The following is a 17,775-nucleotide window of genomic DNA, read 5'->3' as shown; positions in this document are numbered from 1 at the left end:
TCGATTGACACTCCTGTGCACCGGGCGGCTGTCACAACCCTGATAAAGGGCGACAGCTCGCCCCGGGGCAGGGCAGTTATCGGGTCATGATCTTCACTACTTCTGCGAGTACATCATGCACACACCACCCTCATCGGCTGTTGAAGGGCACTCAATCGATTTCATTCCCGAAAATGAGCGCACCGACAAACTTTCCAGCCAGGGACCTTTCTGGTTTCTCGGCAACTTCACCTTTTTCACCATGACCATCGGCTTTGTAGGGCCCAGTGTTGGCTTGAGCGCCCTATGGACGATTCTGGCCGGAACGCTGGGCATCATGTTTGGCACCTTGTTCATGGCCTTCCACGGTTCCCAGGGGCCGCACCTGGGGTTGCCGCAGATGATCCAGTCGCGGGCCCAGTTCGGCTATCGCGGGGTGATTCTGGCGCTGCTGGCGACGCTGTTTGTGTTCGCCGGTTTCAATATCGTCAACCTGGTGTTGATGATGCAGGGCCTCAAGGAACTGTTCGGTTTTGATCCGCTGACGGTTGCGCTGGTGGTGACGGTGCCGGCGACAGTCCTGGCAATCCTGGGGCATGACTGGATGCATCGCAGTTTTAAATGGGCCCTGTTTCTGTCAATTCCCCTGTACGGGCTGGTGACACTGGCGGTGCTGATGCATTGGGTGCCCGACACGCCGCTGCCATTGCTCGCTATCGGCGAGGTCGAGGCACCGCCCCTGGGTTTTAACTGGACCGGCTTTATCACCCAGTTTGCCGCGGCGGCCAGTTACAACATCGCCTATGCGCCGTATGTGTCCGATTATTCGCGTTACCTGCCGAAGAATACCCATAGCGGCAAGTTGATTGCCGTGGTGTTTCTCGGTGCCTCGCTGTCGGGTGCCTGGATGATTGCGGTGGGCGCCTGGCTGGCCGACCACCTGCATGCCACCAACGTTCTGGTGGCCCTGTCGCAAGTGGGCAATACCGTCTCGTCCGTGATGGGCATCGTGGTGGTCGGCGTTACCATCCTGGTGTTTCTGCCGGTCATGGCCATGAACATCTACAGCGCGAAGCTGACCACCCTGACCTGCGTCGACTCCATCAGGCATATCGAACCGACGCGCAAGGCACGGGTGCTGGCAATCATTTTCGTGATCCTGCTGCAGCTGGGTGTATCGCTGGGTCTGCAGGACTCTGACAAGGGTCTTTCGGTATTGGGCATCTACCTGGTGGTGATGCTGTATTTCCTGGTGCCCTGGACTGCGGTGAACCTGACGGACTACTTCTTTGTGCGCAAGGGGCGCTACGCCATCCCGCATTTCTTCATGGCCCGCGACAGTCTTTACGGCAGCTGGGGCCTGCGCGGCCTTGCGTCGTATGCCATTGGTTTCGTCGCAATGATCCCGTTTTTCTACATCTTCGATGGCGTGGCCCAGAAAGAAGTGTTTGTCGGCCCGCTGGCCAAAGCCCTGGGCAATATCGACGTTGCCTGGCTGGTCGGGCTGATCGTGTCCGGCCTGACGTACTTCTGGCTCAGCCGCTCGATTGATCTCAATCATGAAGAGCGGGTCATTCAGGACATCGAACAGACGCATCCGCATTACAGCACCGGGGACCCAGGGGCGGCGGTCATGCCGATGCCGGTACCACTTGTGCCGCTGGTCAGTGAAACGAGTATTTGGAGATAACCATGAACAATAAAAAATATGACTACATCATCATTGGCGCGGGCTCTGCCGGGTGCGTGCTGGCCAACCGTCTGACCGAAGATGCGGACGTAGAGGTGCTGGTCCTGGAGTTCGGCGGCAGTGATCGCAGCGTGATGATTCAGATGCCGAGCGCTTTTTCGATGCCCATGAACACCACCCGCTACAACTGGCGCTACGAAACCGAGCCGGAGCCTTACCTCGACGGACGTCGCATTCACTGTCCGCGCGGCAAGGTGCTTGGGGGCTCATCCTCCATCAACGGACTGGTCTATATCCGCGGGCATGCCTATGACTTTGATGAATGGGAGTCCCTGGGTGCCGAAGGCTGGGGCTACCGTAATTGCCTGCCGTATTTCAAGCGTGCCGAGAGCTGTGATGCCGGCGGTGATGCTTATCGCGGCGGCAGCGGCCCGTTGCATACCAGCAGTGGCAACAAAATGAAGAACCCGCTGTACGGGGCGTGGGTCGATGCCGGTGAAGAGGCGGGTTACATCAAGACCGACGACTGCAACGGTTATATGCAGGAAGGCTTTGGTGCCATGCATATGACGGTCAAGGACGGGGTTCGATGCTCCACGGCCAACGCTTATTTGCGCCCGGCCATGGAGCGTCCCAACCTGACGGTGATCACCCGGGCGATGACGCGCCAGATCGTGCTCGACGGCAAGCGTGCAGTGGGGGTGAGCTACGACCACGGCGGCCAGACCCATACCGTGCGCTGCTCCCGGGAAGTACTGATCTCGGCGGGGCCCATCGGTTCGCCGCACCTGTTGCAACGCTCGGGTATCGGTCCGGCTGCGGTACTGAACAAGGCCGGGGTGGTGGTCAGGCATGATCTGCCCGGGGTCGGCGAAAACTTGCAGGACCACTCGGAAATCTACATTCAGTACGCCTGCAAAGAGCCGGTGACCCTGAACAGTAAAATGGACCCGCTGAGCAAGTTGATGATCGGTTTGCGCTGGCTGGTCTGCAAGGATGGGCTGGGTGCAACCAACCACTTTGAAGCCGGCGGTTTCATTCGCTCGGGGCAAGGGTTGCGCTGGCCGGACATTCAGTTTCATTTTTTGCCGGCGGCCATGCGTTATGACGGTAAAAAGCCGATCAAGGGGCACGGCTTCATGGTGCTCACCGGGCCGAACAAACCCAAGAGCCGTGGCCATGTTCGAATTCGCTCGGCTGACCCTTACGAGCATCCCGAAATTATCTTCAACTATTTGCAGCGTGAAGAGGACCGCGAGGGGTTCCGTCGCTGTGTGCGGCTGACCCGGGAAATCATCGGCCAGCCGGCGATGGACCGCTTCCGTGAGAGCGAAATCGCTCCGGGGCCGAATGTGAACACTGATGCCGAGATTGACCAGTTCGTACGTGAGAACCTTGAAAGCACCTACCATCCGTGCGGCTCGTGTCGTATGGGTGAAGACGACATGGCAGTGGTGGACTCACAACTACGGGTACGCGGGATTGAGGGTCTGCGGGTGATCGATTCATCGGTCTTTCCAACCGAACCCAACGGCAACCTCAACGCCCCGACCATCATGCTTGCCGAGCGGGCCGCAGATCTGGTTCGCGGGTGCGGGATGTTGCCTGAGTCCGATGTGGTGGTGGGCCTGGCTGCGCAGTGGGAAACCAGCCAGCGGCCTTCGGCACCAGTGAGAAATGTCAGGGTTTAAATCTTCAATGTGCTGTGCAGCAAGTGCGTCGTGGCTTGCTGCCGGCCATGAACCAGGCTCGCGAAACTGCCGCGTCAGGCTGACGGGGTGAGCTTGCAGTGAGGATGTTGCTCTGATGAGCACAACAGCGTTTTGGTTTCAGATGTTCGGGGGGGAGTTTGCTGCGTTTGCATGGAAGCAAAAGTGGAGCGGGTAGAGGGAATCGAACCCTCAACTAAAGCTTGGGAAGCTTTCGTTTTGCCACTAAACTATACCCGCTCAGAGCGGCTGACTTTGTACCAGAAGTCGGCCTTGATGAGAAGTTTTTATTCCTGAAATTGTAAATTTCAAGCGCATTCATTCCCTCTCTTACCCTTGGCACTGCATCAGCGGCTCGCTGCCAGATGCTCAGCGTGTGCCGGCTGCAGAAAACCGAGCATGGCAGCCTTGCTGATATGGCTCGCTGATTTGTGCTCCATATCCAGAAAGTGCCCGGTGTTTTCCAGGCGAACAAACTGACTGTTCTCAATCGATTGGACAAAGTGTTGCGCGTCGCTGGCCGAGGTGTACTCATCCCATGCGCCATTGATGAACAGCACCGGGATCTCGATACCGCTGGCCGTATCAAGCAAGCACGGCTGGTCACAGGTCAGCACCTGTTCGATGTGAAAATGCATTTGTGCGTACTCATGCTCGGCCAGGCTGCTGACGTGTTTAAAGTTGAAGCGCTTGAACAGCGAGGGTAAATGCTTGCCCAGGGTATCGTTGACCAGGTTGCCCACTTGTGTGCGGTTGCAGTCAGCAAGGCAGCGCCGGCCACGCTCCAGGTAGTCGCGCATGGGCCCGTTGATGAGGGGTGAAAATGAACTGATCACGGCCTTCTCGATGCGCCGTGGTGTGCACGCCAGGGCTGTCAGCGCGGCAGTCCCGCCCCACGAAAACGACATCAGGTAATTCGCCGAAAAATGCTCGATCAACTCCAGAAGCATTTGCGCTTCAAGTTCCTTGGTCAGCATTTTCTGATGCCGGTTGTGCGGTTTCGATTTGCCGGCATAGGGCTGGTCGTAGAGCACGACGTTCAGATGCGGGTGCAGATTCTTCACGGTCTGGGCAAACGAGGCGGTGGTGGCCATGGAACCGTTGACCAGAATAATGGTGTTTTCGGCAGTATCCGAGCGATAGAACTCGGTGTGAATTCGGTATTGACCTTGAACATCGAGCACTTTGATTTCGGGCTTGAGCATGGCGTCAGACTCCAGTGAACCGAGTGTCGGCAAGACCGAGGATGCACCGGCTATATGACAGTCATGCGGACACGGGGTCAGAACAGATCGACTTCCTGGGGGCTCAGGGGCCGGTACTGGCCGGGGGCGAGCTGGCTGTCGAGCTGCAATGGCCCGATGCTCTCCCGGTGCAGGTGAACAACCTTGTTGTTGAAGTAGCCAAACATGCGTTTGACCTGATGGTAGCGTCCTTCAACGATACTCAGGCGTGCACTGCAAGGGCCCAGCAGTTCGAGCCCGGCGGGTTGTGTTGTCAGGTCTTCATAGGCGAAATAGACCCCTTCATTGAACCTGGAGACATACTCCTGGCCTATGACTTGTTCTGTCTCAACGTAATACACCTTGGGCAGTTTGGTCTGCGGCTGGGTCAGACGGCGTGACCATTGCCCGTCATTGGTAATCAGCATCAACCCGCTGGTATTGAAGTCCAGCCGGCCAGCAATATGCAGTTCCTGCTTGTCCGGTTCATCCAGCAGATCGAGGACTGTCGGATGTTCCGGGTCCTGGGTGGCGCTGACGCAACCGGGGGGTTTATGCAGCATGAAATACCGCGCAGGTTTGCCAGCCTGCAGCAGCACGTCATCACATTCAATGCGACTGAAAGCCCGTATTTCATGGTGTGGATCGCAGACGATGCGGCCATCGACCCGTATCCGTTTTTCGATCAGGAGCAGGCGGACCTGTTGGCGGCTGAACTGGGGCAAGTTGCTCAGAAAACGGTCTACGCGCATGACGCTCGATCACAAAAAATAGAGGCTGGCATCTTACCCGAGGCGTTCCGGTTGCGCGGGCGGCAATTGGTTTTGCACCTGCGCGCAGCGGGGACACAGGCAGGCCAGGTCTTGCTGGGCGAGTGGCAAGGCTTGCAGCACCTGCGGGTCGATACTGACGCTGTAGCACCAGCAGGGTTGTTCCGCGGTATTGGCGTTGGCCATCGAGCAGTCGTTGCGCGCCCCGCAGGCAGGGCAGAGATCAGGCGTGGTCATGGCTGGGGTCCGGTGAATGACCCGGCTATTGTATGCCCTTCGACGGGAAGCAGGCGCAGTGATATGTCGCCCGCCACGCCTGTCAGAATTATTTGATCCGCGGCACCGAAACTGTTTTTCGTGGTCTTAAAAGGTGTGGATGGCATCGCCATTTACTGCCCCCGGCGCCGCCGGGTGTGCTCATCAGCGGTCCAGGAGGCCGCCATGTACCGTCGTCTGCTCAGCCTTGTTGTGCTTGCTCTGGCCTTGTCTGCCTGTGTGCCCTATTACCCGGGCTACAGCGGCTATCGCTCTGAGGTTTATGTAGCGCCAGCGCCTTATGGCTATGGTTATTACGGCCCTTACTACGGTCATTCCCGTGGCTACTATGCTGCGCCGCCACGCTATTACCAGGGTGCGCCGCACTATAACCATGGACCTGCTTATCCGTCGGGTCATGGATATGGCTACGGTAATGGCCACGGTTATGGTGGCGGTGGCCAGGGCCGGGGGTGGGACAGGTAGAGAATGCCCGGCAGATGCATTGATGAATTGACAATGGAGACGGGCTTTTCTAGTGTCCGCTCCATTGTTTTTCAGGATGTAGTCATGACGTCGGATGATCGTATAAAACTTGAACCGGTCTGGAAGCAGGCTTTGCGCGAGGAGTTCGAAAAACCTTATATGGCCCAGCTGCGCGAGTTCCTGCGCCAGGAGCATGCCGCCGGGAAGGAAATCTATCCGCCGGGCCCGCTTATTTTCAATGCCCTCAACCTGACCCCGCTGGACAAGATCAAAGTAGTGATTCTTGGACAGGATCCCTATCACGGTCCCGGTCAGGCCCATGGCCTGTGTTTTTCGGTCCAGCCCGGCATTCCCGTGCCGCCTTCGCTGGTCAATATTTATAAAGAGCTCAAGCGCGATCTGAATATCGATATCGCCACCCATGGCTGCTTGCAGCATTGGGCAGAGCAGGGGGTGTTGCTGCTCAACACCACCATGACAGTGGAGCGCGCCAATGCCGCGTCCCACGCCAAAAAAGGTTGGGAGCACTTCACCGACCGGATTATCCAGGTGGTGAGTGAGCAACAGCCCAAACTGGTGTTTTTGTTGTGGGGCGCCCATGCGCAAAGCAAACAGAAACTGATCGATGCCACCAAGCATCTGGTGCTGACCTCGGTACATCCTTCGCCGCTTTCCGCCTATCGGGGGTTTATCGGCAACGGTCACTTCAGTCGAACCAACAAGTTTCTTGAGCAAAACGGGTTGTCCCCGATCGACTGGAAACTGCCGCCGGCCTGAGGGCGTTAGTCCGGGCGAGGCCGTACCCAGTAGCGAAACAGCGGTTCGGCCAAAAACAGCACGAAGAGCAAACGCATCACCTGCAGGGCGGTGACCAGAGGTACCGACAACTGCAGGGTTTCTGCGGTAAGGCTCATTTCTGCGATACCGCCAGGCATCATTCCCAGGGTCATGGAGCGCAGATCCAGTTGTGTCAGGCTGCTCAGGCCGAGTGCGCACAGGCTGGCGATCAGCATCGTCAGCGCCGTACCTGTTAATGTGCGGCCGATGAAGGACGGGGCACGGCGAAAAAACGCCCGGTTGAAATGACAGCCCAGTCCACTGCCGATCAACCATTGGCCCGCCTGGCTGCTGCCATCGGGCAGGCCTATGTGCAAGTTCCAATAAATACTGACGCTGGCGCTGACCAGCAGCGGTCCGAATAACCAGGGGTTGGGCTGGCGCAAGCGTTGCCAGAGCCAGGCCATCAGCGCACCGGCCGGAAACAGCAGGGCTAACCAGTAGAGGTTGACTGATGCGGGATGCAGCGCCGGAGCGCCTTCGCCGAGCAAGTACTTGAAGGCGGCCGGTACGCACAGCACCACCATCAGCACCCTCAGGCTCTGTCCGGCAGCGACCCGGCTCAATACGGCACCATTGCGAGCGCCGAGATTGACCATCTCCCCCGAACCGCCCGGCATGCTGGAGAAAAACGCCGTAGCGCGGTCCTCTCCACTGCGGCGCATGATCCACACCCCGAGCACGCTCGACACGCTGGTGAGCAGCGCGCCGACAAAGATCAGGCCGAAATGCGCCAGCACCTGCTCCATGACCAGGGGGGTGAAGTGCAGGCCGATGCCGATGCCCACAATCCACTGCCCACATTTACGTCCGCCCGGAATCTCGGCCAGCTGCCACGGAGTCAGGCAGCGGACCAAAATGATCGCCAGCAACGAGCCGACCATCCAGGGCAGTGGCCAGCCGATCAGGCTGGCGAGAAATCCGCCGGCCAGACCGACCAGCGGCGTTCCCCACCAGTGCTTGAACCCTTGCTCAGGCATTGGCCAGGGCGCGGCGTTTGGCACTGCGCTTGCGCCAGATACGCAGAACAGGCATCAACAGCATGATCGCGGTCAGTACCCAAACACCCAGGGTGATCGGGCTTGCCCACAGAATTTCCAGCGCGCCGTTGGAGATCGACAGGGCGCGGCGCAAGTTCTGTTCCATCAGTCCGCCGAGGATGAAACCCAGCAGTACCGGCGATAGCGGGAAATCGAGCTTGCGCAGGATATAGCCGAAGATGCCGATACCGATCATCAGGAACAGATCGAAGGTGGTGGCGTGGACGGCATAGACGCCGATGGCGGTAATAATCGCGATCACCGGCACCAGCGCCCAGTTAGGCACCGAAAGAATCCGGGTGAAGATGCGAATCATCGGAATGTTGAGGATCACCAGCATGATGTTGGCGATAAACAACGAAGCGATCAGGCCCCAGACGATATCCGGCTGTTGTTGAAACAGCAGCGGGCCGGGCGTGATGTTGTACAGCGACAATGCGCCAATCATCACAGCCGTGGTACCCGAACCCGGTACGCCCAGGGTCAGCATCGGTACCAGGGCACCGCAGGCCGAAGCACCGATGGCAGTCTCGGGAGCGGCCAGACCGCGCATGTCACCCTCGCCGAATTTGCCCGAAGTACCCGCCAGACGTTTTTCCGTCATGTAGGCCACGGCACTGGCCAGGGTTGCGCCTGCACCCGGCAGGACGCCCATGATGAATCCGAGCAGGCCGCAACGGATATTCACCACGAATACCGCAGAGGCTTCCTTGAAGTTGAACATCATGCGGCCGGTGGCTTTCACGGCTTCTTGCCCGCGATGGGTTTTTTCCAGCAGCAACAGGATTTCGCTGATGGAAAACAGGCCCAGTACCAGCACCACAAACTGGATGCCGTCAGTCAGGTGGATGTTGTCCCCTGTAAAACGGTAAACCCCGCTGTTGGCATCAATCCCCACCGTCGACAGAAACAGACCGATCAAGGCGGCGATAAATGTCTTGAGTGGACGATCGCCGGCCATGCCGCCCAGGCAGACGATGGCGAATACCATGAGTACGAAGTACTCCGCCGGACCGAAGGCTATCGCCCATTTGGCCAGCAGCGGGGCGAACAGCACCATGCCGCAGGTGGCAATAAAGGCACCAATGAAAGAGCTCCAGGCGGACAGTGAAAGCGCCACGCCTGCCAGGCCTTTGCGGGCCATCGGGTAGCCGTCGAGGGTGGTCATTACGGTGGACGCTTCACCGGGGATATTCAGCAGGATCGAGCTGATACGCCCGCCGTACTCACAGCCCAGGTACACGGCAGCCAGCAGGATCAGCGCGGATTCGGGAGGCAGTCCCAGGGCGAAGGCAATGGGAATCAGCAGTGCCACCCCGTTGATGGGGCCTAGGCCGGGGAGCAATCCGACCACGGTGCCGATCAGGGTGCCGCACAGTGCGGTGATCAGGTTGTAGGGCGTGAGCGCGACGCCAAAGCCCTGGCCCAAATAGCCAAAAGTATCCATATCAGTTCTCCAGAACGTCGAGCAGGCCAAGCGGCAGCGGTACGTCCATGGCTTTATCGAACAGCAGATAAAGGCCGACGCTCATCAAGCTGATGATCAGGATGCCGGGCAACCAGCGGCCGCCATACAAACGTGCCATCGGGATGCCGACCAGCGCGCTGCTGAGGATAAAACCCAGGGGTTCGAAGGTGCCGGCGAAGACAAGTAACAGCAGGACACACAGGCCGATCTTGGTCAGCGTCTGGCGATCCAGCTGCGGGTCTTCTTCGCTATGCACCACAGGCGAGGGGCGAAAAATCATGTAGATCAGACCCAGTGCCATCAAGGCGAGCATGAGCAAGGGGAAGGCGCGAGGACCTACGGGCTCGTAGGAAAAAGCAGCCTGATACGGCCAGGCCATGATCGCCAGACCGGCGCAGACGACGAGCAGGACCGAGGCAAAAATTCGTTGTATGAGCATGGTTCACTCCTGGGATGTGCCCCGGTCTTCAGGGGCACAGCCAGCGGTCAGCGGCGGTTACTGGATGAGGCCGAATTCCTGGGCCAGGGTTTTGTAGTCAGCCACCTGTTTTTTCACATAGGTGTCCAGCTCCGGCCCGGTCATGGCGAAGGGGAAGAGCTCGCGCTGATCACGCAGCTTGGCGAATTCTTCGGAAGCCAGCAGCTTGTCGAATGCGTCTTTCCACCACGCGTAGTCTTCATCGCTGACTTTTGGACCCAGGTAAAAACCGCGAACCACAGGCCAGACGATGTCGTAGCCCTGTTCTTTGGCGGTCGGGATGTTTTTCATTTCGGGCTCATCCAGACGTTCATTGGCGAACACGGCGAGCAGGCGCATATCACCGCTCTGGATGTGCGGCATGGAGTCGGAAATATCGGTACTGCCTACCTGAATGTGACCACCCAGCAGCGCGGTTGCGATTTCACCGCCACCCTCAAGGGCAACGTAGCGCAAGTCCCGCGGATTGATTCCTGCCGCCTTGGCGATCAAGGCTGTTTGCATCCAGTCCTGGCTGCCCACGGTTCCGCCGGAGCCGATGACCACTTTGCCTGGATCTTTCTTCAGTGCCTGAACCAGATCATCGAGGTTCTTGTAGGGCGAATCATTTTTCACCGCAATCGCCCCATAGCTGGTACCCACGGCGGCGAGCCAGCGCACGGCATTTTCATCGAAGCGACCGAACTTGCCTTGCGCCAGGTTCAGCAATGAACCGCTGGACCAGGCCACCAGGGTGCCGGCATCGGCGGGACGCTGGGCGACCACGGCGTTGTAGGCAACGGCGCCCACTCCGCCGGGCATGTAGGTCACGCGCATCGGCTTGCTGAGCAGTTTTTCGTTAACCAGTGCACTTTGGGCCAGCTTGCACGTGAGGTCGAAACCACCGCCAGGCGAGGCCGGGGCGATGCATTCCGGGCGTTTCGGTTCTGCCATCAGTTGGCCGGCGAAGAGCATGCAGCCGGCGGCAAGAGCTACGGTGCGCAGTGATAGATTCATGGTGTCTCCAAAGGAGTTTTTGTTTTTAGGGGGCAGCAATTGTTCGCTGAAAGCCGGTGGCGGCGGGAAACGCCCGTGCCGGGCTGGCGCCGTGCATCAGCTTTATTGCGCAAAACAGGGAGGCGACAAAAAGTCTTTCGCAAGGGAGCGGGAGTGTCGAGCCAACAGGGAGGAAACAGAAAGGCGGCGGGCCTTGGGCTGAAGAGTCAGCATGCAGGGTGCTCCATTATTGTTCTTATTGGCGAAAACGCTTCGAGGCGTTTTTCAGGGCGTAACGCGATGACAGTTGTAACTGTCCGTTTCCGGATCCTAATCAGCCAACCTTTCGCGAACCTTTCAGTTGCCTTTCATTGCTCTTTCCCGGTTTTCGCACTTCACAGTATTTCTGCCGTCTGTACACTCCGCGCAAAGAAAGGCCCCGGCCTGCACAAAAATAATGAGGTAAACCCGATGCGTGTACTTTTGGTCGAAGATCAGCTGCAGCTGGCCGAGAGTGTTGCCCAGGCCTTGAAAAGCACTGGTCTGACCGTGGATGTGCTGCACGACGGTGTGGCTGCCGACCTGGCCTTGAGCAGCGAGGAATATGCAGTGGCGATCCTGGATGTGGGATTGCCGCGCATGGACGGTTTTGAGGTGCTGGCGCGTTTGCGCAGCCGGGGCAAGACCTTGCCGGTATTGATGCTGACTGCCCGCAGCGATGTCAGGGACCGGGTTCACGGGCTCAATCTGGGGGCTGACGATTATCTGGCAAAACCCTTCGAACTGACTGAGCTGGAGGCCAGGGTCAAAGCCCTGCTGCGGCGCACTGTACTGGGCGGGGAGCGCCAGCAGCGGTGCGGATCTCTGGTGTACGACCTGGGCACCCGGCGCTTCACCCTTGGCGATGAACTGCTGATTCTCACCTCCCGCGAGCAAGCGGTGCTTGAGGCGCTGATCGCAAGGCCCGGCAGAGTCATGAGCAAGGAGCAACTGGCAGCCCAGGTATTTGGCCTGGATGAGGAAGCCAGTTCTGACGCTATCGAAATCTATATTCACCGCCTGCGTAAAAAACTCGACGGCCAGGCAGTAGCCATTGTGACCTTCAGGGGTCTGGGGTACTTGCTGGAAGGCCGCGATGTTTAAATTCGACAGCCTGCGCGGGCGCCTGCTGTGGAACCTCTCGCTGCTGTTGGTGGTGTTGATGCTGGCCAGTGGCTTTAGCGCTTACTTCAACGGCCGTGAAGCTGCCGACACCGCCTATGACCGGACCTTGCTGGCGTCGGCGCGCACTATTGCTGCCGGGCTGTCACAGCGCGATGGCAGTTTGAGTGCCGATGTACCCTATGTAGCGCTCGACACCTTTGCCTACGATAGCGCCGGACGTATCTACTACCAGGTCAACGATATTCATCAGCGGCTGATTTCCGGTTATGAACAGTTACCGGCTCCGCCACCCGGTACCCCCCGTACCGATGATTACCCGGCCCTGGCGCGGTTTTATAACGGCCAGTATCTGGGGCAGAACGTGCGGGTGGTGAGTCTGCTCAAGGCGGTTAGCGAGCCCAACATGAATGGCATGGCGGAAATCCGCGTTGCTGAAACCGACGAGGCGCGGGTGTCCATGGCGCGCAGCCTGATGGCCGATACGCTATTGCGCCTGGGCATGCTGGGGCTGGGAGCCTTGATCGTCGTGTGGTTTGCGGTAAGCGCCGCACTGCGACCGCTCGAGCGCTTGCGCACCGCCGTCGAGGAGCGCCAGCCCGATGACTTGCGGCCATTGCCGCTGGTGTCGGTCCAGCGCGAGTTGCGGCCATTGGTGCAGGCGCTCAATCACTTCACCGAGCGTTTGCGCGGGCAGTTTGAGCGCCAGGCGCAATTTATCGCCGACGCCGCCCATGAGTTGCGTACCCCACTGGCGGTGCTCAAGGCCCGGCTTGAGTTGGGTCTGCGGGCGAATGAGCCGCCCACCTGGCGCAACACCCTTGAACAGGCTGCCGATGACACCGACCGTTTGACCCTGTTGGCGAATCAGTTGTTGTCGCTGGCGCGGATTGAAAACGGGGCACGGGCCATTGCCGAAGGCGGTGCGCAGTTGCTCGATCTCAGCCAGTTGGCCCGGGAGCTGGGAATGGCCATGGCGCCGCTCGCACATGCCCGGGGCGTGGCCCTGGCGCTTGAGGCCGACCAGCCAGTGTGGATGCGCGGGGAGCCCACCTTGTTGAGTGAGTTGTTAAGCAATCTGGTGGATAACGCATTGGCCCACACTCCACAGGGCGGCAATGTGATTCTGCGGGTGACGCCCCATGCCGTGCTTGAGGTTGAGGACGACGGGCCGGGCATCCCCTTTGAGGACCGCGAGCGGGTTTTTGAACGCTTTTATCGGCGTAACCACCAGGTGGCAGGTTCGGGGCTCGGGCTGGCGATTGTCGGTGAGATTTGTCGGGCGCACCTGGCACCGATCAGCCTGCACGACGGTGAGCAGGGCGGGTTGAAAGTGCGGGTGAGTTTTGTGCTGGCCGACAGGCGGATGCAGACCTCGTAGTCGCTGCCGCAGCCTGCGGCAGCGACTACAGGTGCGATCCGGCTTCAGATAAACATCCCGCGGGCAGCGTTCAGATCGTCCTGGAACCTTTGATCGTCGGCATCCACCCCCAGTTTTTTGAAGGCCGGCAGGGTGCTCAGCTCAAGCCCCGGAACTGCGTTGCTGCCTTGCGAGCAGAACAGGGTCGCGATTTGTACCAGGTCGATGTAGTCGATGGTTTTGGAATCGCGGGTGAAGTCCTGGTACTGACCGGGCAGTTTCAGCAACATTTCCGGGAATTCCCAGACCGTCAGCAGCTTGTCGCCAATGCGCGGATGAATGCTTTCGATCACGTGATTCAGCGATACCGGATCGAACAGCAGTTCATTGTGGTCTTCGGCGTAGGTCAGGATCGGCAGCACGCCAATTTGATGGACCAGCCCCCCGAGTGCTGCCTGATCAGGCTTGAGCGAGGTGTATCGACGACACAAGGTGTAGCAAATCCCGGCGACCTCCAGGCTTTGGCGCCAGACGTCGCGCATTTTGTTTTCGACCACTTGCGAACGGGCATGAAAGATCTGCTCCATCACCAGTCCGATAGCCAGGTTACTGCTGTAGTTGACGCCCAGACGGGTGATGGCGGTGTGCAGGTCGGTGACTTCGTAGAGGGCTCGTAGCAGCGGGCTGTTGACGACCTTGATCAGTCGCGCCGACAGGGCGGTGTCGCGACCTATGACTTTACTCAGATGACTGACGCTGATTTCAGGGTTTTCTGCTGCCTTGCGGATGTTCAGCGCCACTTCCGGTAGCGTGGGCAAAACCAGGTCATCTTTATCTATGGCCTTAATCAAGTCCATCTGGACTTTGTGTGCCAGCGTGCTCATTTCTGTTCTCTAGTGGCAATTAGCGCTGGATCTCACGATCGCGGTCTAGCTGGTACGGCAAATCAAGCAGCGAAAGGGTGGGGCCCTGTGCATCACCTACATGGATTTCGCCTGCTTCAACGGCATCGGCAGTCAGAACACACAGCAGCTCAATGCCGTTTTCTGCATGGGCTGCAATCACCACTTCACCCACGCTACCGGTATTCGCAGGAGTAAACAGAGGCGTTCCAGGCTCGGGTAATTCGCCGGCTTCCAGATGCAGGCGGTAGAGGCGGCGTTTGAGCTTGCCCAGATACTGCATGCGCGCGACGATTTCCTGGCCGGTGTAGCAGCCTTTTTTGAAGCTGACTGCTCCCACCGCCTGCAGGTTGAGCATCTGCGGAATGAACAGTTCGCGGGTCTGGGGCATGACCTGGCCGATACCGGCGCGGATCTGACCCAAGATCCATTGATCGAGGTCGGCTTCTACCAGTTGCGCTTTCAATTGCTGTAAAAGGCTGTCGGCCTGGTCGGCCGCGGTCCATAGTTCAGCCCGGCCCGGGGACACGCGAATGGCGATCAGGCCATTGGCTCTGACTACGCTGTCGGTCTCGGCTGGCAGGTCGAGGCCCAGGCTTTGCAACACTGCATCGGCCTGGTTCAGGCCAAAGCGTACCCAGCTGGCGCTGTCGTCGGTCAGTTTCGACTTGGAGAACACGGCGTATTTTTTCAGGTCTGCCAACTGTGGCTCGACCAGTTCGCGGGCCATCGCCAGCAGGCAGCCTTCAGGTTCAAGGAGAATGCGGAAGCTGGACTGCATCCGGCCTTTTTGTGTGCAGCGCGCACCCAGGCTCGAGCGCGTCTCGCTCAAATAGTTGAGGTTGCAGGTCAGCTGTCCCTGCAGGAACTTGCTGGCGTCATTGCCGATGACGGCGAGAACGCCTTCGTGGGACAGGGTGCAGAAAAAAGCAGAGTCGGCCATGGGTCTTCGCAGGTAATAAAGTCTGGGACACATCATAGAGGTGCGCCCTGTAAATGGGTAGTTCAATGCCGGGCGACCAAAGCCGACTGTTCTATGGCGGATCGGCCTGTATACTTGCGCTCTATTTGAGGAGCGCTCCATGGTCGAAGATGTTGAACTCAATCGTCTCTACTGGCACAGCCGTCGCGGCATGCTTGAACTTGACGTGTTGCTGGTGCCTTTCGTCAAGGAAGTGTACGCCACCCTGAATGATGTCGATCGCGAATGCTATCGCAAGCTGCTCGAGTGTGAAGACCAGGACATGTTCGGCTGGTTCATGGAGCGCGCAGAGTCCGAAGACCCGGAACTGCAGCGCATGGTTCGCATGATCCTGGATCGTGTCCAGCCCAAGTAATTATTTCGAGTGCCGCTGGCAGGCCTCAGGGCAATTGCTGGCGGCCTGTCTCGCAGCCCAGATGCTGGCGCTGATCTCAATTTTCCTTCTCTCGATACCTGTCTGGGCGCGTGTGTCCGGTGCTTTTCTGTGCCTGGCCCATGGCATCTGGCTGTGGGGGCGGCACATTCGGCTGACCCACGCCACGGCCTTTCGCGGATTGCGCCGCACTGCCGATGGCTGGCAGCTATGGAACCGGGCCAGGGGCTGGCAGGCCGTGCAGTTGCGCCGTGACAGTCTGGCGCTGCCAAGTGTGGTGATTGTGCGTTTCAGCCTGCGCGGCGAGCGTCGGGTGCGCACGTTGTGCATACCCCGCGACGCGCTGGCGCCGGATCAGCACCGGCGTTTGCGCGTGCGCCTGAAGTTCAGTCGACGTAGGTGGTTGGCACCAGAATAGTGTCCAGGGCTTCGGGCAGCATGTGCGGGTAGTCGAGGGTGTAATGCAGGCCCCGTGACTCCTTTCTCGCCATGGCGCTGCGGATCATCAGCTCGGCCACTTGCGCCAGATTTCTCAGCTCGATCAGGTCGCGGCTGACTTTGTAATTACTGTAGAACTCGTCAATTTCGTCCAGCAGCAGGCGCACGCGGTGTTGTGCCCGTTGCAGGCGCTTGTTGGTGCGCACTATGCCTACGTAGTCCCACATAAAGCGCCGCAACTCATCCCAGTTGTGGGCAATGATCACATCTTCATCCGAGTCCGTGACCTGGCTGGCATCCCAGTCCGGCAGGGCCACAGGCGTCGCTACCTGTGGCAGTTGGGAGAGGATGTCGGCCGCTGCCGACTTGGCATACACAAAACATTCCAGCAACGAGTTGCTGGCCATGCGGTTGGCACCATGCAGGCCGGTGAAGCTGGTTTCACCAATGGCATACAGGCCCGGCACATCGGTATGCCCATGCTCGTCCACCATTACCCCGCCGCAGGTGTAATGCGCCGCCGGGACCACCGGGATCGCCTGCTTGGTGATATCGATGGAGAACTCCAGACAGCGCTCATAGACGGTCGGGAAGTGGCTTTTGATAAAGGTATCGGACTGGTGGCTGATATCGAGATAGACGCAATCGATGCCCAGGCGCTTCATCTCGTGGTCGATAGCACGGGCGACGATATCTCGTGGTGCCAGTTCCCCGCGCGGATCGAAGCGATGCATGAAGCGCTCGCCGTCAGGCAGCTTGAGGTGTGCGCCTTCGCCACGCAAAGCTTCGGTAATCAGAAAGCTTTTGGCCTGGGGGTGATACAGGCATGTGGGGTGGAACTGGTTGAACTCCAGATTCGCCACGCGACACCCGGAGCGCCAGGCCATGGCAATGCCATCACCGCAGGCGCCGTCGGGGTTGCTGGTATAGAGGTAGACCTTGGCGGCGCCGCCCGTGGCCAGAATAGTGAAGCGTGAGCCGAAGGTCTCGACCTCTCCGGTGGCGCGGTTGAGCACATAGGCACCCAGGCAGCGATCGCCATCCAGGCCAAGCCGGCGCTCGGTAATCAGATCGACGGCAACCCGCTGTTCCAGCAATTCAATATTGGGCCGTTGGCGGGCCTGCTCGAGCAGGGTTTTGAAAATGGCAGCGCCGGTAGCGTCGGCGGCATGGATAATTCGCCGGTGGCTGTGCCCGCCTTCGCGGGTGAGGTGGAACTCAAAGCCCGGCTGTTCGGGGTCTGCGTCTTCATCACGGGTGAAGGGTACGCCCTGGTCGATCAGCCACTGGATGGCTTCGCGGCTGTGCTCTACGGTAAACCGCACCGCGTCTTCATGGCACAAGCCACCCCCGGCATTGAGGGTGTCTTCGACGTGGGACTGTACGGTGTCGGTGTCATCAAGAACTGCGGCCACGCCACCCTGTGCCCAGAACGTCGAGCCATTGGCCAGATCGCCTTTGCTGAGAACTGCAATGCGCATATGGCCCGGCAGAGTAAGGGCCAGGCTCAAACCGGCAGCGCCGCTGCCAATCACCAGCACATCATGTTGAAAATGTTGGCTCATTCTTCTGAATCCGCAATAAAAGCGCCCTCTAGTATATAGAGGGGGGGATCGGCACAATAGCCGGGCTTTTGTGGCTTTGGGAAA

At 59.1% G+C, this 17,775-nt stretch carries 18 protein-coding genes and 1 tRNA gene; 8 read left to right on the top strand and 11 right to left on the bottom strand.

Translation table 11 applies throughout. The features are described 5' to 3' along the window. The first annotated feature begins 115 nt into the window (after positions 1-115). A complete protein-coding gene (locus tag B195_RS17490; protein WP_003440557.1) occupies positions 116-1,669 on the top strand; it encodes a cytosine permease in 1,554 nt (517 codons plus the stop codon). A 2-nt stretch (positions 1,670-1,671) separates the two neighbouring features. Further along, positions 1,672-3,360 carry a choline dehydrogenase gene (gene betA, locus B195_RS17485; protein ID WP_003440560.1) on the top strand — a complete coding sequence of 563 codons (1,689 nt, stop codon included), beginning with the start codon at positions 1,672-1,674 and terminating at the stop codon, positions 3,358-3,360. A 184-nt stretch (positions 3,361-3,544) separates the two neighbouring features. On the opposite strand, the gene B195_RS17480 is transcribed toward betA, so the two are convergent. The 4 genes from B195_RS17480 to B195_RS17465 all read right to left on the bottom strand — a co-directional run bounded on the left by B195_RS17480 (position 3,545) and on the right by B195_RS17465 (position 5,608). Then, positions 3,545-3,618: transfer RNA gene (locus B195_RS17480), tRNA-Gly, on the bottom strand. A gap of 107 nt (positions 3,619-3,725) precedes the next feature. After that, positions 3,726-4,583: an alpha/beta fold hydrolase gene (locus B195_RS17475; protein ID WP_003440562.1), complete on the bottom strand. Its 858-nt coding sequence runs from the start codon at positions 4,581-4,583 to the stop codon at positions 3,726-3,728. Between the two features lie 77 nt (positions 4,584-4,660). Next, positions 4,661-5,353 (bottom strand): pseudouridine synthase, encoded by a 693-nt coding sequence (locus B195_RS17470; RefSeq protein ID WP_003440564.1) that lies wholly within the window; start codon positions 5,351-5,353, stop codon positions 4,661-4,663. Positions 5,354-5,386: 33 nt separating this feature from the next. After that, positions 5,387-5,608 (bottom strand): cysteine-rich CWC family protein, encoded by a 222-nt coding sequence (locus B195_RS17465; protein ID WP_003440566.1) that lies wholly within the window; start codon positions 5,606-5,608, stop codon positions 5,387-5,389. A 204-nt stretch (positions 5,609-5,812) separates the two neighbouring features. On the opposite strand from B195_RS17465, the gene B195_RS17460 reads away from it, so the two are divergent. Next, entirely contained in the window at positions 5,813-6,112 is a 300-nt protein-coding gene (locus B195_RS17460; protein ID WP_003440568.1) for a hypothetical protein, read from the top strand. 84 nt (positions 6,113-6,196) lie between these two features. Continuing rightward, on the top strand, positions 6,197-6,889 hold the full coding sequence (gene ung, locus B195_RS17455; protein WP_003440570.1) for a uracil-DNA glycosylase: 693 nt from the start codon (positions 6,197-6,199) through the stop codon (positions 6,887-6,889). Between the two features lie 5 nt (positions 6,890-6,894). Here the strand turns inward: ung and B195_RS17450 are convergent, their stop codons facing one another. From B195_RS17450 to B195_RS17435, 4 genes are read right to left on the bottom strand one after another with little or no spacing between them, the layout of a single operon-like run. Further along, a complete protein-coding gene (locus B195_RS17450; protein ID WP_003440574.1) occupies positions 6,895-7,929 on the bottom strand; it encodes an AbrB family transcriptional regulator in 1,035 nt (344 codons plus the stop codon). Next, complete coding sequence (locus B195_RS17445) at positions 7,922-9,436, bottom strand: tripartite tricarboxylate transporter permease (protein WP_003440577.1); 1,515 nt, start codon at positions 9,434-9,436, stop codon at positions 7,922-7,924. The genes B195_RS17450 and B195_RS17445 overlap by 8 nt, the downstream gene beginning before the upstream one ends. A gap of 1 nt (position 9,437) precedes the next feature. Continuing rightward, on the bottom strand, positions 9,438-9,896 hold the full coding sequence (locus tag B195_RS17440) for a tripartite tricarboxylate transporter TctB family protein (protein WP_003440579.1): 459 nt from the start codon (positions 9,894-9,896) through the stop codon (positions 9,438-9,440). A 57-nt stretch (positions 9,897-9,953) separates the two neighbouring features. Continuing rightward, the gene (locus tag B195_RS17435; protein ID WP_003440582.1) at positions 9,954-10,931 is read right to left on the bottom strand and encodes a tripartite tricarboxylate transporter substrate binding protein; all 978 of its coding nucleotides are present in this window, start codon (positions 10,929-10,931) and stop codon (positions 9,954-9,956) included. Positions 10,932-11,381: 450 nt separating this feature from the next. Between B195_RS17435 and B195_RS17430 the strand changes: the two genes are divergently transcribed. Both B195_RS17430 and B195_RS17425 read left to right on the top strand, forming a co-directional pair. Then, positions 11,382-12,053: a response regulator gene (locus tag B195_RS17430; RefSeq protein WP_003440586.1), complete on the top strand. Its 672-nt coding sequence runs from the start codon at positions 11,382-11,384 to the stop codon at positions 12,051-12,053. Continuing rightward, on the top strand, positions 12,046-13,452 hold the full coding sequence (locus tag B195_RS17425; protein ID WP_003440588.1) for a sensor histidine kinase: 1,407 nt from the start codon (positions 12,046-12,048) through the stop codon (positions 13,450-13,452). The genes B195_RS17430 and B195_RS17425 overlap by 8 nt, the downstream gene beginning before the upstream one ends. Positions 13,453-13,496: 44 nt before the next feature. Here B195_RS17425 and B195_RS17420 read toward each other — a convergent pair whose 3' ends face one another. Beyond that, positions 13,497-14,315: an HDOD domain-containing protein gene (locus tag B195_RS17420; RefSeq protein WP_003440591.1), complete on the bottom strand. Its 819-nt coding sequence runs from the start codon at positions 14,313-14,315 to the stop codon at positions 13,497-13,499. A gap of 19 nt (positions 14,316-14,334) precedes the next feature. Continuing rightward, positions 14,335-15,276 (bottom strand): folate-binding protein YgfZ, encoded by a 942-nt coding sequence (locus B195_RS17415; RefSeq protein WP_003440594.1) that lies wholly within the window; start codon positions 15,274-15,276, stop codon positions 14,335-14,337. 139 nt (positions 15,277-15,415) lie between these two features. Here B195_RS17415 and B195_RS17410 point away from each other — a divergent pair, with 139 nt between their 5' ends. Together B195_RS17410 and B195_RS17405 are read left to right on the top strand one after the other, a co-directional pair. After that, the gene (locus tag B195_RS17410) at positions 15,416-15,670 is read left to right on the top strand and encodes a succinate dehydrogenase assembly factor 2 (protein WP_003440597.1); all 255 of its coding nucleotides are present in this window, start codon (positions 15,416-15,418) and stop codon (positions 15,668-15,670) included. Then, the gene (locus B195_RS17405; RefSeq protein WP_003440600.1) at positions 15,654-16,106 is read left to right on the top strand and encodes a protein YgfX; all 453 of its coding nucleotides are present in this window, start codon (positions 15,654-15,656) and stop codon (positions 16,104-16,106) included. Before B195_RS17410 ends, B195_RS17405 begins: the two co-directional genes overlap by 17 nt. Here B195_RS17405 and nadB read toward each other — a convergent pair. Next, positions 16,075-17,691, bottom strand: a complete 1,617-nt coding sequence (gene nadB / locus B195_RS17400) for an L-aspartate oxidase (RefSeq protein ID WP_003440603.1) — start codon at positions 17,689-17,691, stop codon at positions 16,075-16,077. The two genes, B195_RS17405 and nadB, sit on opposite strands and share 32 nt — an antisense overlap. Positions 17,692-17,775: the final 84 nt, after the last annotated feature.

The organism is Pseudomonas sp. Lz4W (genome assembly GCF_000346225.2).
GTDB classification, from domain to species: domain Bacteria; phylum Pseudomonadota; class Gammaproteobacteria; order Pseudomonadales; family Pseudomonadaceae; genus Aquipseudomonas; species Aquipseudomonas paraversuta.
The sequence above is the reverse complement of the archived record's forward strand: the minus strand, read 5'-3'. Positions and strand labels throughout refer to the sequence as shown.

Bases quoted from the DNA above. Each gene is read 5' to 3' on its own strand.
- B195_RS17490 (WP_003440557.1), top strand. From the start codon at position 116: ATGCACACACCACCCTCATCGGCTGTTGAAGGGCACTCAATCGATTTC.
- betA (WP_003440560.1), top strand. From the start codon at position 1,672: ATGAACAATAAAAAATATGACTACATCATCATTGGCGCGGGCTCTGCC.
- B195_RS17475 (WP_003440562.1), bottom strand. From the start codon at position 4,583: ATGCTCAAGCCCGAAATCAAAGTGCTCGATGTTCAAGGTCAATACCGA.
- B195_RS17470 (WP_003440564.1), bottom strand. From the start codon at position 5,353: ATGCGCGTAGACCGTTTTCTGAGCAACTTGCCCCAGTTCAGCCGCCAA.
- B195_RS17465 (WP_003440566.1), bottom strand. From the start codon at position 5,608: ATGACCACGCCTGATCTCTGCCCTGCCTGCGGGGCGCGCAACGACTGC.
- B195_RS17460 (WP_003440568.1), top strand. From the start codon at position 5,813: ATGTACCGTCGTCTGCTCAGCCTTGTTGTGCTTGCTCTGGCCTTGTCT.
- ung (WP_003440570.1), top strand. From the start codon at position 6,197: ATGACGTCGGATGATCGTATAAAACTTGAACCGGTCTGGAAGCAGGCT.
- B195_RS17450 (WP_003440574.1), bottom strand. From the start codon at position 7,929: ATGCCTGAGCAAGGGTTCAAGCACTGGTGGGGAACGCCGCTGGTCGGT.
- B195_RS17445 (WP_003440577.1), bottom strand. From the start codon at position 9,436: ATGGATACTTTTGGCTATTTGGGCCAGGGCTTTGGCGTCGCGCTCACG.
- B195_RS17440 (WP_003440579.1), bottom strand. From the start codon at position 9,896: ATGCTCATACAACGAATTTTTGCCTCGGTCCTGCTCGTCGTCTGCGCC.
- B195_RS17435 (WP_003440582.1), bottom strand. From the start codon at position 10,931: ATGAATCTATCACTGCGCACCGTAGCTCTTGCCGCCGGCTGCATGCTC.
- B195_RS17430 (WP_003440586.1), top strand. From the start codon at position 11,382: ATGCGTGTACTTTTGGTCGAAGATCAGCTGCAGCTGGCCGAGAGTGTT.
- B195_RS17425 (WP_003440588.1), top strand. From the start codon at position 12,046: ATGTTTAAATTCGACAGCCTGCGCGGGCGCCTGCTGTGGAACCTCTCG.
- B195_RS17420 (WP_003440591.1), bottom strand. From the start codon at position 14,315: ATGAGCACGCTGGCACACAAAGTCCAGATGGACTTGATTAAGGCCATA.
- B195_RS17415 (WP_003440594.1), bottom strand. From the start codon at position 15,276: ATGGCCGACTCTGCTTTTTTCTGCACCCTGTCCCACGAAGGCGTTCTC.
- B195_RS17410 (WP_003440597.1), top strand. From the start codon at position 15,416: ATGGTCGAAGATGTTGAACTCAATCGTCTCTACTGGCACAGCCGTCGC.
- nadB (WP_003440603.1), bottom strand. From the start codon at position 17,691: ATGAGCCAACATTTTCAACATGATGTGCTGGTGATTGGCAGCGGCGCT.